Raw genomic sequence first — 15,266 nt, 5'->3', positions numbered from 1 at the left:
TATACTTTCTCTTAAAAACGTTAAAAAAACTTTAAAAAAAGATTCTAGCGTACTATTCATGCTGATTATTTACTACACTAGATATGAAAGGTTGTGGTGTTATGAAATGGGTGAAACGAATGATGTTTATTATTATAAGTTTGGGAATTGTGTATATAGGTCTTATTCTTTTCTTGATTTTAAGCGGTACAAAAGATCAACCAACTACTGCGCCTGATACGGTGCTTATTTTAGGCGCACAGGTAAAAGGCACTTCAAAAGACAATGCTTATCCAAGTACGGTTTTAAAAGAACGATTAGATACTGCCGTTCCTTACTTAAAGGAACATCCAAATGCAATTGCCATTGTTTGTGGAGGGCAAGGTTCTGATGAACCAGATAGTGAAGCAAATGTTATGGCTGAATACTTACGAGTAAATGGCATCTCACAAAAGCAACTCCTGATAGAAGATACCTCTACTCGTACTAAAGAAAACATTCAAAATGCCTTAAAAAAACAAAAGTTAGGGAGCACCGTAATTGTCACAAGTGATTTTCATATGTATCGCTCAAAGTTATTAGCAAAGCGTTTAGGCATTACTAGTATTAGTGGACTTCCCGCTATTTCTAAATCTTCCGCTACGTTCAAAACATATATTAGAGAAATAGCTGCTTTAGGATACGGGTTACTTTTTGATCGTTGATCCTACTATTTTACTCTGAAAAAGGGTGTCGTTTATAAAATAGATTAGGGAGAAACAAAACGAATTGTTCGTTTTGTTTCTCCCTTTAATTTCAACTAAACATTCTTCAAAGCGTTCCTTACTATTTTCCCGACTGACCAATGCTCTTTTTTAATTTCTCATATTTTTCTTGCTGTGCTTTTTTCTCTTTGTCCATTTTTCGTTTAAAATAGAAAATAATCCCTATAATCACAGCTAGAATTACTAAGCTTATAACAATAATCAAGAGCCACGGCCACTGACTTTTTTGATCAGGTGGTAAGTTGACAGCTGTAGCATTATATTTTTCCGCTTCCTTTTCTTCTATTTTAAATTTTCTTTCCCATGTCCAATCTCTAAAACCGTCATTTGCTTTGATCTTGACCGTATAATTACCAGCTACAAATGGTTGCTCTTTTAAGTCTATTTTGTAATTAAAATTCGTATTTGGAGCCATCGTTAACGATTCTTGATGATTTTCATAACGTGGTTTCGTTTCATTTTCATAGTAAAGTTTGGCATCCATTTGTAATTTTTTAATCATTGCCGCTGTTTTATTTTGGATATTCATAATAACGGCGTTATTCCCGTTTTTTTGTGTTGCTTTTACTTCGTTCAACGTCAACTCAGGCCTAACTTCTTTGTCTGTTTCGTTCAGTAAAACGCCAACAACATAAGAAAAACGATTCCCAACTGCTAAAGCCCCTTGGCTCTTTTCTTTTGCTTTGTCATCTTCTTTTTGTTCAAAATAAAGTCCGCCTAAAACATAACCGTCAAAGGGATCTTTTGGAATATCTATAGTACATTCAACTATTTTTTTTGATTTTTTTGGCAACTTAATATCTTTAGGCATCGATGCGATTTCACTAAAGGTAAAGGTAGCTGACGAATCTTTTTTTGTATCTTTATAGGAATAATCAACAATCCCATTATCATTTGTGATTGCTGAATTTGCAGAAGCGTAGACTGTAATGTCTTCTTCTGTATCATTAATTAATTCCAAACTCAGTGTTTGAGATTTACCTGGAACTACCTTTAAATCAAAATAACTAATCTCTTTACTACGCTGATTCTCTGGCAAAATAGCTTTAACCGTAAAATCAATTTCACTAGCTTGGGCGACCGCCCCTGTAATCAATGTTAATGATAATAAAATAATGGCTAATAATAATTTTGGTATTTTCTTTCTCATACTTAAAACTCCTTTTAAAATCCTTATCGTCAGTAACAACCCTATCCCATTAAACCGAAAAGAGCACTAGTTAAATTTAGGCTCTTTTCAGTATATTAAAAATATAATTACTTTGTATGAAATAACAAGATCAATCTACTTATTTTATAAAGGACTATCGTTTAATGTCCAAGTAAGTGTAGTTTTGTATTGGTTATTTGCAACTTTTGTCGTTGCATTTGGTACGTTTAATTTAACCCCTTGAGCAGCTCCGACGCCTGATCCAAATGCAAGTGTCCATGTACCTATTCCTGTAGACACAAGTGCTGTAGCCACAGGTGAAGAAGCTGTTCCTGTAGGATCTAGAGTGACAGGTACTGTTACTGGTGCAAGTGTGATTAATTCAGTAGAATTCGGTGTTGCCGCTACAAAACTCATCTGAGCGTTGTTTAACACAGCTGGTGTTGTATCTGCTGTTTGAAACTGCCCATTTTGTTTAACTGTTAATTTCCAACCAAGGTTTAACCCACGTTTATCTGTTACTTGTACGTAGTTCGGAACACTAATCAACGTTGAAAGTGAGTTTTGAACTTGATCCAATTGAGCATAATAGGTCACATCATCCGTTTGAATCACTTTAGTACCAAAATGAAAATTAGATATATAATCCAAACTTAAGGCTCCACCTGTTCCTGTTTGGTGAGGATCATCTGGGTTAGGTGATACTGGCTCCGTTGGATCAAGAGGATTGACTGGAGATGTTACCGTAGTATCTTGAGAGAACGTTATATCCGCATTAGAGTTTAAAGACCCCACAATAGCAGCTTCCCCAACAGTTCCTCCCACAAAACCAAGTGCAATTAAGACAGTTGCTGCAGATAAAAAACCTAAACTCTTCTTCATTTTACTTCCTTCTTTCTTTTTTTATTTTAACTTCTCATTTAGATTAGAAGCTAACACAAGTTATAATGGTGCATCTGACAAAATCCATTGTAATTGCGCCGTGTACGATTCATTTACATTGATATTTACACTAGGCGTAAGTTTTAAAAACACACCATTTTGCTGATTCCATGAAATAACTACATTATTATTATCAGGAGAAGTATAGCTATAGATTTTCGATGCTAGTGTATTAATAACATTATCTTGCCCATTCACCCGATAAACAAAAGCTTGGTTAATTTTTTTACTTGTAGTTGTAGATTGCATTGCTTGGTTTTCTCTAACATATAATTGCCATTGACTTTTGCTGACACGGCCATCAGCAATCACCAAGGAGGTATCTACGCCACTAGGACTATATGTTGTAGTATGCGCAGGCACTGGAATGTTTTTAAATGAGATTTTATTAGGTGATTGAACAAAACGTAAAGTCCCATCTCCTACTGGTATCGAATCTGCACTACTTTGAGGTGTTATAGATGTTCCTCCCCCGTCAGCCCCTCCGATTACACTGGAAAAAGCCAATGATTGGCCGGTCGTATTTTGAGCAACTACACCTGTATATTGCAAAGTAAAACTAGTATTAGGCTGCGTAAAATTATTTATGGAAAGTGTATTTTGATAATACCAATATTGTGTATTGGTATTAGAATCGGTTAAAAGTTGTGTCCCAAGGACAGGAGTTTGCGTACCTGAACTTGATTTTTGAATCAAAGTTGCGCCACTTAATTGTGTTAAGCCATTTGGAATAGATGCTTTTAATGTCTGATTCCCCCAAGTTGCTGGCTGATTCGTTAAAGTTGTTGTTAATGTATAACGAACGGTTTGTCCAGTAACGACAGATGGCGCTGTTTCCCAATTCCCTTGTGCATTAAGTCGCTCAATTGTTTGGACAACGGAAATAGTTGGTGATAGATAAGCAATCGTTCGATTATAACTAGCACTTGTTACCAAAACGTTACCCGTTCGATTGCTGAGCCCCTGTACAAATAAATTAACTGTTTCTCCACCTTGAAACATTGGTAAATTCGAAAACTGAAAACTACCATTCCCATTCAATGTAGTTGTATAAATAGTTCCTCCATTTATTTGCACCCCTACTTGATAAGTACCAGCATTTGTCTGCACTGCTGTTCCTGAAAGCTGTGTAGATCCTGCCACCGCTGATATAGATGTTACCGGTTGAATCGGCCAGCTGACGGCTTGTGTAGCAGAAGGTAAACTTTGAATATAATTACTAGTGGTTTTCGATTGGGCTATAATAAGTGCTGAAACACTGTCACCATACTGTAAAGCTGATGCCAAAACAGTGCTAAAATTTCCAGAACTGTCAACAGGTATCCCACTAATAACTATAGGTGATGAAGTGCCATCAGAACGAGTGAGAGTTAGTTGAACCGTATAAGTATAGCTACTGTTTTGTGTTTGCTGAATCGTTCCGCTCACTGTTGTCTGTAAATTCAATAAGGGACTGTTTATAACTGGCGGCGTAACATTGGGTACACCTGTCCCTATTGACATCGATGGCATGTTAATGACACCTGACTGTGAAACATTTCCTAATACTAAATTTATAATATCTAAACCATCAGTTGATGAACCAAATGTCCCTTTAATTGGATAATCCTTCCCATTACTAGCTGGCGGAATCGTTATTCCATTTAAATACAATGTTGAGACGTCAAAATTGAAAGAAACTGCCCAACGACTGAGTGCCAATAGACTTACAAGGTTTGTAGGAAATATGACATAAACTGAATTATAAGCGCTACTATACGCTAAACTAATCCCATGTGTAGTGTCATGAATATTATAAGAGACGTTTCCAATTAATGCGCTTGGAAGTGTTACTGTACCATTAAGTAAAGATAGAAAAGTTTGTTGGGTTGCTGTACTGCCATTAATTTGATTCGCTATTTCTGCTGGCAGTTGCAATATAATCATGGGCTTTCCACCTAACGAAAGATTTAGCGTTGGAGTATACGTGTATGACATAGTTATGATTGATTGACCAGAACTTCCAGTTACATAAGTTCCACTAAGTACGCCTGATCCCACATTAACCAACCGTGGTTGAGGAGCATTCATAGTCACAGTTTGTTGATCTACTAATTCCTCTTCCGCAAAAGCTTGGTAATCATTGATCTTAAAAATGCTCAACATCAATACTGATAAAAATAAAAACAGCCATTTCCCCTTCAACTATAATGCCCCCTTGTATACAACCCTTATTTCTATACATTTTTAAATAATATAATTATATAATTCAAAAAATATCAGAAACTAAAAAAGGTATAGATCTTTATTTCCTTACACTAATTCTATACTGTGGTTATAATAAAGTAAAATATTTGCAATCGTTTTTATAATGAAAAAATTGATTATGCCGGTCTCATTTTCCAAACTGTCTTTACAACAGCAGACTTGAACGAATACCTTTTTTTATTAACCAAACAATAACTTTGTTTTCACACTGTTTTACTCATAGTATCCACCTGTACCACTTAAACAATAAAAAATTAGTCAAAAGAAAAAAAGTCTGGGACGTAACTCTTCGAGTTATATCCCAGACTTTTAACATCCGATTACACAATAAGACAAACGTAGCTTCATTGGAAATAAACACTTTCGTTCCAACTTTTTTCTCTACTATTCTTAACTAATTAAAGTAACCTATGTCACAACATTTTATCTTTTTTCTCTTTTCTTTTGAAAAGAGAAAATACTGCCAGATTAACAATCAACACGTATCCTAACCAAGAAATTTGATCTTCCATTTCTCCTGTTCTAGGATAGCTTCTTGCATCACTTTTAGATTTAGTTGATGTGTTTGGTAATGATCGCTCAATTGTTGTAGTTAGAGGATCCTCAAATGGATCTTCGATTGGAGGATCAACTTTAACCAGTACAGAAACATCAGACTGACCATTATATTCTACTGTACCTAAATCTTTTCCGGTAAGGGTTGCAGTATTTTTAATCTGTTGGTCACTCATTGTTTCGTTTACTTTCACTTCAAATTGAATATCTAAAACTTCTCCTGGTGCCATAATCGGTTGAACATAGGTAAACACATTATTTTTCCAATGTTCAGCATCAGATAATGTTGTAGCACCGTTGATTGTAGTTGAATTAGCTACATAGGTTAGACCTGCAGGTAATCTATCTTCTACTTTCGCATTAAATAAAGTCCCAGAGTCTACCGTTCCATTTTTTACAACTAGTCGATAAATTAAATGATCATTTGCTTTGACTTCAATTTTATCTGATTCTGCAGCAAACTCGTTAGCATTAAGCTCTTTAACACTTTTTTCAATTGAAGGGTCTGGTTTTGCAACAGCAGTAACTGACACAACACCATTTTCATCATATGAAGATTTACTAAAATCTGTACCTCTTACAGATGCTGTGTTATTAATAGATCCTAATTTATTCACTGTGGCTGTAAATTCAATCACTGTCACTTCTCCGCCCTTGAATGTCGAAGATAAGTGATAATTTAACGTATTGTCTTTCCAAACCTGCTCATCGTTTACTAGTTTTTTATCTACTTTAGTTGTTCTAGCTTTGTACACCAAACCTTCAGGAAGTTCGTCTGACACTACTCCTTCTAACAACTCGCCGTTTTCTGATGTACCATTGCTTACTTCAAGTCGATAAACAATGTCACTACCAATAGTAACTTCTCTTGCACCTACAATTGATTTTTTGATCTCTGGGTCAGCAGGTTTATGAATGTTTACTGGATTTGAAGGAGTTTTTGGTAATTCTTTGTCCGATCCTGTCTTGTCCGTCGTTTTTCCAGTAACATATGCAATGTTTTTACTAATACCTTTAGCTGCATCTGTGACAACTACTTTAAAACTAATAACTTTCTTTTGTCCCTCTATAAGAGTTCCTACATCAAGAGTTAGTTGTTGTCCAACAATGTTTTCATCACCAACAAGTGTATTTTCCAGCGTCAATGTACCTTGTACATAGGTTAACCCAGCTGGAATAATATCTGTAACGGTCGTATTTCTAACTTCTGATGGTTCTTGATTTTTGTTTTCAACAATTAAATTGTATTGAATGGTAGTTCCCGCTTTAACCACTTGATTGTTCAGGTCTTGACTCTCATCTTCTGACCAAACTTCTTTTGAAATTTTGGGATCGCCTGTTCCACGAATAACTTCAATATCAACTGGATCAGAGTGATTATAATCAGTATCTGGAGACTTTTCACTATCTTTTCCTGTTATATCGCCAGTATTGGTAATTAAACCTAATTCTGAGCTTGTTACCTTAACAGTAAATGTAATCACAAGTTTTTCTCCACCAATGAATTCTTTTGGTAATTTATAATTCAAGTTATTTCCAGACCATCCAGCAACTTCATCCGTTACTTTCTTACCATTTACTTTAGTCGTTCCAGCAACATACTCCAAGCTTGACTCTAAGGTATCTTTCACAACTCCATCATATAAAATACCCGTTGTTTCTGTTCCATTAGTAACAACTAGTTGGTAAATGACTTCTTGCCCTTTGATGACTTTTGGCGCATTTATTTCATTGTTAGAGCCATCAATTACTGTTTTTTGAATTTTCGGCTCTGGAATTTTACTATTTTCTACTTTTTCAGTAAGGTTTGGTAATGTTGTATCCTCTTGTCCAGGAGGGGTCACCGTACCAGAAACAGTGGCAATATTTGTAATTTTACCTTTAGCCGCCGCTGTAACCTTTACATCAAAAGTTACAGTTACTTTCGCTTTTTCTTTTATTACACCTAGATTGATTGTCAAGGTTTGTCCTGTTATATGACTATCTGGTTTTAGCATACCATTCACTTTTAGTGTTGTTGGTTGATATTCTAATCCTTCTGGTATCAAATCTTTCAGGATAACATCCTTAACTTGTGAAGGATCCGTTACAGGATTTTCAACCACCATTGTATACGTGATAATATCTCCAACACGAATGATTTTATCATGAACATCTTTGTCATCTTTAGTAACAGTTTTCTTTAAATTTAATTCTCCTGCTTTTGGAACCACCTTAATATCCACTTTTCCTGTGTCACTATAATTACCTGTATCAGTAATATCTTGTCCAGAAACTTCGGCTGTATTTGAAATTGTTCCTAACTCATTCGTCTCTACAACAACTATAAATTCAATTGTTATCGGGTCACTTCCACCTTCATAAGACGCTGGTAAATCAACGGTTAACGTTTCGGAAATCCAGTTTGACTCATCAACAGATTGACCATTCATTGTTGTCGTATTCGCTACATGCTTCAATCCAGAAACTAGTGTATCAGTAACTGTTCCGTTTTTTAATACCCCTGTGTTCTTATCGCCATTTGTTACGACTAGACGATATTTTATTTGATCCCCTTTTGTCACGATATTATTCGTTGGCGTGACAATTGATTTTTTAATTTTTGGATCTGGCGTTCTATTGACTGTTACATCGTCATCACTTTTGACATCAACCGATGAACTGCCGTCGATTGGCTTCACTTTCCCTGAGACTAAAGCAATATTATTTATTACACCTTTAGATTTTTCTGTTACTTTTACTTTGAAACTGATTGTTACGATTTGACCTTCTGTTAATGTATTTAACTCAGCTGTTAAAACATTACCAGTAACTTGTCCTTTGGCTGAACTATCTGCACCTTCGATTACTAAGGTTCCGTTTTGATACTCCAAGCCATCGGGAATGTTATCTGTCACAATAACATTATTTACTTCAGAAGGTAGTTTTTCTGTATTTTCTACAACAAGCTTATATTCAATAATATCATTGACAGAAACGACTTTATCATGAATATTCTCATTATCTTTAATAACAGATTTTTTTATAGCTAGCTTACCATCTTTACGAATCGGGGTAACAACATCTTTGCCATTATCTGGTGTATAACTTGTTTTTTCTTTATCCTGACCAGTAAGACTTGCTTCATTCGTAATTGGTTTGCCGATGTCTTCTGACTTGTCACCTTTTGTTATTTCAACTGTAAAGGTGATTTTCGTTTCAGTTCCACCTAGATAAGGTGACGGCAGGTTATATTTGAATGTTTTGTTATCTTCTGCCCAACTATTTTCTTCTTCTGGTGTTGCTTTTTGGCCATTGATTTTAGTAGTACCTGAAACATATTTCAAGCCTTCCGGCAATACGTCTGTCACCTGACCATTCAATAATTCACCTGTGTTCTTATCGCCATTTGTAATCACTAATTCATATGTGACTTGACTACCTTTGATTACTTCTTTGCTTGTAGGTTCGATCACTTTTTTCGTAATTTTTGGATCTGGCGCTTTGTAGATAACTACTGTATCTTCTACTGGATCTAAGTTAGTAAGTTCTCCCCCTGGAGTTTGTGTTACTTGTCCTTTAGCACTTCCTTGGTTTGTAATCACAGATCCAGATTGCGCAGTTGCTTTTGCTTTAAATTCTATGATGACTTTTTCTTCACCGTTTAGTTTTTCGACAACAGCTTTCACTGTGTCTGGTGAATTTGAGACTGTCAACTCTTTTACGGTAACAGTTGCAGGTTTTTCGACAACACGTAAACTGTCCTTTTGGTACTCTAATCCTGCTGGGATTTTATCTTCAATTGTTGCATTGAGTACTTCAGAAGTACCAGTTACTGTATTTTTAATAGCTAGTTGATAAGTGACAATACTATCTTTAGCAACAATTCCGTTTTCGATTTCTGTATTCTCTTTGTTGAAAACTAACTTCTCGATTTCAAGTTTTCCTGGCTTAGGATATACAGCAACATCAACGTTGTGATCAACTTTTGGTAATTCGTTTTTATCTTGATCTAAACCAATAATTGTGGCACTATTGTTGATTTTCCCTTTAGCTTTTTCACTTACTTTTACTCTAAATGTAATAGTTCTTGATTCGCCAGCTGGTATAACTTCATTAAATGTATAAGTGAAGTTTTTATTATTTGTCCATACCCCAGTATCAGAAATTTTTATTCCACCAACAGTTGTTGATTCATCGACATATTCAAGGTTAGAATCTAACTCGTCCGTTACTTTCGCATTATGCAAACCACCAAGTGTCTCTTTATTTTCTAACGTTCCGTTAGCTACACTGATTTGATAAGTGATTTCGTCACCATTAAACACTTTTGCGTCTGATGGATCAAGAATTTCTTTTTTGATGATTGGGTCAGGTTGTTTGTGTATGATAACTTCATTTGAGTCGGTTTCCTGTGTAAGTTTAGTTGAGTCAAGATCTGTTGGATCTTTTAACGTTTCACCCGAAGCCATTGCTTCATTTTTTGTTACTGCCAAGGCTTCTTTTGTTACTTTGACATTAAAGGTAATTTCTATTGGTTTTGTTTCTTCGGTAATATCACCAATAATTACCAGTAATGAATTTTTTTCAACTTTACTTCCTTCTGCTGGCTCTTTTCCATTAACTTTCAGAGTATTATCTTGATAGACTAACCCTACAGGAATCGTATCTGTCACCTTAACGTTATGAATAATTGAAGGATCTTTTGTAGTATTTTCGACAATGAGCTTATATTCAATAATATCGCCAACTTTTACTACTTTGTCATGCCGATCTACTGAGTTTTGGGAAACTTCTTTTTTAATTGCTAGCTCTCCATTTTGTCGAACTGTCTCGAAATCGGCTGAAGCTGATGATTCTTCAATCGCTTCTGTCTTCTCTGTATTGACTTGATATTCACCATTAAATTTGGCTGTATTTAATATATCTGCTTTTACTTCATCTGTTGTTACTTCTACTTCAAATGTAATGGTAATTGTTTTTTCAGCATCAATAGTTAGCTCACTATATTCAAAAGAGCGTTTATCATTTGCCCAACCAAACAAAGTATCATCGATTGCTACTTTGTCAACAACTGTTGTACCGGAAACATATTTTACTTCACCTGGAAGACTATCACTAATCTTTCCTTTGATGATTGGTGCACCATTCTCATTTGTAGCAACAATTGTATAGGTAAGTTTTTGACCTTTGTATGCTTTTTTCTGACTGACTGTTTTGGTCAATGCAGGATTTGGCTTAATTCCTAGTTCTGTAGATGGATTTTTCTCTGTATCTTTATTGATGTCCGGACCATTTGGAACTTCGTCGATTTTTCCAGATGCGGAAGCAATATTTTTTAACTCTCCAGAAGCCTCTTTTGTTACAATTACATCGAATGTAACCTCAGCTTGCTCTCCTCCCATCAAATCGCCGATCAATACATCTATACTTTGTCCATTACCTAGATTAGTTCCTTTATTTGACTCTTCCTGATCACCTTTACTCACTTTTACATTGATTGAATCAGGTACTATTTCTAACCCTTTTGGTACATTGTCTTTAGCATGAACCGCTCTGACAATTGTTCCGACAGCAGCGGGATTTTTTACAATTAGTTGATATGTGATTGTATCTCCCACTTTTACTGGACTTTTATCTTTTAATGGAGCGAACTCGTTATTTACTGTCTTACCAACACTTTTCTCAATTGACAGATCCCCTGGCGGATAAACGAAACGTACACCTACCTGAGATTCAGCTTTCGTAGGAGATACTCCTTGTTTATCTGTTCCTTTAATACTTGCTTTATTGACTGTATCTATCCCAGTGTTTACTAGAGAAGCATCTGCCTTAACCTCTATAATTAATGTTACTTTCTGAGTGTTTAACATCGGACTTAGTTCAGGGACTTTTGAAAAATCAAACTTTACCTTTTGATCAGCTACTTCAATGGCTTCTTGTGGTAAAGCTACCTCAGTTCCATTAATCAACAGAGCGTAGTTCCCTTGAAGCTCTAGCTTATCTGGTATGTCATCCTCTATTACTCCATTGTACATGGCGCCAGACTCTGGTGTTAAATTCGCATCAATTGAGTAGAAAAATGATTTATCTGCGTATAAGACTTTTGCATCTTCTTGATCAGCTGTTGTTCTAGGATCTTCAGCATAAACGTGTTTTTCTAGCTTTACTTCGGGTTTGACTGTATTAGATACTTTATTTGTTTTTGTTGGAGCATCTTGTTCCCAACTATCTACTTTAAAATCATCTGTCCTTCTTTGTGTATTAAATGTTGCTTGATTTTCAAGTACACCACTAGCTGCGTTGGTTACTTTACCTGTGATTTCAAAAATCAGTTTACTAGCCTCTGGTTTATCTTTAGAGATGTAAAGTAGATTATTTGGAGAAAAAGTTATTTTATTCATATCTATGCGGAGCAGACCTGAACTATTCAAGCTATAATTTGACTTTCGAATCGTTTGCTTTCCAGCAGATGCAGTAGTCATTGTTACAAAAAGATCATTTGGATCCCAACTGATCCCTTGCGGCAATTGGTCTTCAAACCACTGTCCGACTTTTAATTGGGCTGTTTCTTCATCAGAAAGAGCCTGCAACGTCATTCGATAGGTGATTGTATCTCCAACAACTAAAGTTTGATCATTAATATCCTTGCCATTTTTCAATACTTCTTTCTTAGCTAGTGACTCAGTTGCCGTTCGTGCATATGCATTTGTTGTTGCTACAATTGGATCTCTATTCGACCCAACATCATTTTTGTCAATACCTTGAATCGTAATACTAAGTTGGTAATTGCTAGTAACCAGAGCCTTCTCAGGATCTTTTTCAAGTAATTGCCAGTCAGTTTCCATAAATATTTTCTCATCATCTAATAATGGACTAGACAACTGATACTCATATGATAATCTATAAGTATCTGCACCACTAATATCTTTTACAGGCTTCCAGACTTGATTCCAAGGAACTCTCACAACATCTACCTCAGAACCATTAGAAACTCTATATATTTTCACTTCGTTTTTGGGTAACATATTTGTTCCAGTATTTTCCGAAGCAAAAATAAATCTAATGGGGTCTGTTCCATTTTTTTCAGTGTCTTTAGATATTTCTTGTGTTGATTTCACGACATCAGAATAATAGTTGTCATTTTCTTTATCAAAACTTATTTTAGTATTTATCGCTGGCTCTATTCTTACTAAATTAATTCCTTTTAGTGAACCAGTCCAATTGGGAACAAATTTATTTATAGATCCCTCAACTTTATCAGTTTTTGGTAAATACATGTCATCTTCTATTTTTTCAACTTTAATGTCATAATCGCCCTCAATAATATTAAGCCAAGCACCAAACGATCTATCAGGATTTCCAGTATCTCCCTCTGTGGTATAAGTCTGAATAGAGCCATCTGATTTACGTATTAGTTTAAATTGAATCTTCTTTTGAATAATTGGTGAAGTTGGGTTCTTACTATCTGTAAAAATAAGATAATAGGGCTGAGGAAAAACAGCCTTAGTTTTAACTTCTTGTGTTTGATTTTCGCTATCCAATGTTAACGTAAATTCGTTGAATGTGCCTTCAACATCTAATCCTTTAAATGCATTTATATCTTCTGAGAATTTAACCACAAAAGATAATTGATAGTTTCCTGCCCCATTAGGCTCTAAAATTATAGTACCAAACTCAAAAACAACATCTGCAGGAGAACCGGCCGGATTACTCCCTGATACAGAATCCTCCGAAATTATGGCCCACGGAACATTATTTGTATGATTGACTAAACTTGGATCAATCGCTATTTCATTTTTTGCTTCTTCATTATCAAGTGTCAACTGAATATTATATTTTATTCCATAATTATATTGTCTAAAATCAGTAATTTCGTTAGCTGTTCCCCAGTCACTAGTGTTTAAATCCCACACCTGTGATGTCACACTAGAAACAGCTTTAGTATTTCTACGTAAGGATGCTTTACTTCTTTCTACTTTCTTACCTTCTTTTGTCGCTTTATTTTCTTTTAATTCTTCAGTTACTTCATCACTAGACTCCACTACTTTTTCTTTCACCGTAACCACAAGTGGATCAGACATACCAATCCCTGTTGATCTAGAAGACCTCGCCTGAACTTGATAGGTACCTGCTTCAGTTCCTTCTACCACTAACCACGCTTGGTTATTTACAAACTGAGTTACTGGATCTTCAAGTATCGGGTTAATTTGATTGTTTTCTGTAGCTGCCTGCTCATCTACAGACTTGTCTTGTGTCACAGTTGGTGTGGTCTGCCAACTGGCAATAACATTGGATGCTTCTTCACTATAAGCGATAGAAACCGGGTTGCCAGCATTTTTTTCATTGGTTTGATCTTGTTTTAAATGTAACCCTCCAAGATTTACCTGAACAGAGCTATCCTCTTTATTCGTTGTTTTCACACCAATAACTTTTACTTCGCCTTTTTCCAAAGTAAGGTTATTGATTGGTGTGCCTTGCTCATTGATCAATAAAAGATCACCGACTGATGATTCAGCCTGTGCAATCACTCCAAATAGACCAGATGTAATTACTTGGAATACTAAAATTAGTAACATAAACCAAGTAGCTATTTTTTCTACTAATTTAAAATTTTGTTTTTGATCCAACTCATATCCTTCTTTCCTGATGCTTTTAATTTGACGAATCTTCAACGATAATCGTGGCTGCATTAGACTTTGTTTCAATCGTGGTTTCTATTGTTTTTTTCGATGTCACGTCTTTGGTCTTATCTTTCTTACCCTGACATGCGCTTAACACAACTACTGAGATAAACAAAAGAACTACGACTCCTATCTGTTTAAAAAAAGTTGCTGATTTATTCACCTAAACACCTCCTACAAATATTATTGGATAAATGTATGTAGCAAATAAAATGGAATTTTTCGAAATAATAAACTAACACTCATTATCTAAATATATGTAATTACCTCTAGCTTTAAGCCACACAATGAATGTATTTTCGAAAGTAACCCCTATTTGTACGCATATCATTTTACACTACAACAAACAAATATATTTTTCACTTTTTTACACTTTTTATAAAAAAATTGAAAAATAATAATATCATGCAGATAAAAATACAGTTCTATTAGTCAGTGTTTCCTATGATAAACCTTCGTTTTGCTTCTTATTTTTCATCATTTTTCCATTACAACAAAAGTAAAAATACGGATAGAAAACAAATAAATAACTTTAAAATTAAAACAAAATACAATAACGATACTTTCTTAATTACTGAAAAACAACAGTATAGACAAGGAAGTAAACTCTCATATGGAAAATCATGTGTATTCCATAATATATATAACAAAGAAATAAAATCATTTTAGAGGAACATAAAACAGTAACTTTTGGATACTATTCTACAATTAAATGTTTTCATTTTTCAAAACTCTATTTCTTAAATTCTCAAAAATTTCCTAGAAATTCGAAATATTTGAGAATTCACAAAAAAAATGCTATTATATCTTTGTTCTTAGTTTTTTCATATTGTGTTTCCCTTCATATAGTGTGTGTATGAAGGGTTTTTTCTTTATCAATAAATAATCATATTAACTTCAAATAGATGTACTATTTTCCCCTCCCAGCCTTTATTTAAGATTCTTTAAAAAAAACAATTAATATCT

6 protein-coding genes are annotated in these 15,266 nt (G+C 34.8%); 1 reads left to right on the top strand and 5 read right to left on the bottom strand.

Annotated elements, in window-relative coordinates:
• Positions 1-101 precede the first annotated feature (101 nt).
• The gene (locus tag BCR23_RS13510; RefSeq protein ID WP_069636023.1) at positions 102-683 is read left to right on the top strand and encodes a YdcF family protein; all 582 of its coding nucleotides are present in this window, start codon (positions 102-104) and stop codon (positions 681-683) included.
• 121 nt (positions 684-804) lie between these two features.
• Here the strand turns inward: BCR23_RS13510 and BCR23_RS13505 are convergent, their stop codons facing one another.
• From BCR23_RS13505 to BCR23_RS13485, 5 genes are all read right to left on the bottom strand, one after another.
• Positions 805-1,893 (bottom strand): WxLIP family cell surface protein, encoded by a 1,089-nt coding sequence (locus tag BCR23_RS13505; RefSeq protein ID WP_069636022.1) that lies wholly within the window; start codon positions 1,891-1,893, stop codon positions 805-807.
• Positions 1,894-2,037: 144 nt separating this feature from the next.
• Complete coding sequence (locus BCR23_RS13500; protein WP_069636021.1) at positions 2,038-2,775, bottom strand: WxL domain-containing protein; 738 nt, start codon at positions 2,773-2,775, stop codon at positions 2,038-2,040.
• Positions 2,776-2,835: 60 nt separating this feature from the next.
• Positions 2,836-5,019: a hypothetical protein gene (locus tag BCR23_RS13495; RefSeq protein ID WP_069636020.1), complete on the bottom strand. Its 2,184-nt coding sequence runs from the start codon at positions 5,017-5,019 to the stop codon at positions 2,836-2,838.
• A 476-nt stretch (positions 5,020-5,495) separates the two neighbouring features.
• On the bottom strand, positions 5,496-14,246 hold the full coding sequence (locus BCR23_RS13490; protein ID WP_069636019.1) for an isopeptide-forming domain-containing fimbrial protein: 8,751 nt from the start codon (positions 14,244-14,246) through the stop codon (positions 5,496-5,498).
• A gap of 25 nt (positions 14,247-14,271) precedes the next feature.
• Positions 14,272-14,463, bottom strand: a complete 192-nt coding sequence (locus BCR23_RS13485) for a hypothetical protein (protein ID WP_069636018.1) — start codon at positions 14,461-14,463, stop codon at positions 14,272-14,274.
• Between the last annotated feature and the right edge of the window lie 803 nt (positions 14,464-15,266).

This window comes from Enterococcus quebecensis (genome assembly GCF_001730365.1).
GTDB classification, from domain to species: domain Bacteria; phylum Bacillota; class Bacilli; order Lactobacillales; family Enterococcaceae; genus Enterococcus_L; species Enterococcus_L quebecensis.
Note: the sequence above shows the minus strand (reverse complement) of the source record. Positions and strands in the feature narration are given on the sequence as shown.

Excerpts from the sequence above, each read along its gene's own strand:
- BCR23_RS13510 (WP_069636023.1), top strand. The coding sequence starts at position 102 with ATGAAATGGGTGAAACGAATGATGTTTATTATTATAAGTTTGGGAATT.
- BCR23_RS13505 (WP_069636022.1), bottom strand. The coding sequence starts at position 1,893 with ATGAGAAAGAAAATACCAAAATTATTATTAGCCATTATTTTATTATCA.
- BCR23_RS13500 (WP_069636021.1), bottom strand. The coding sequence starts at position 2,775 with ATGAAGAAGAGTTTAGGTTTTTTATCTGCAGCAACTGTCTTAATTGCA.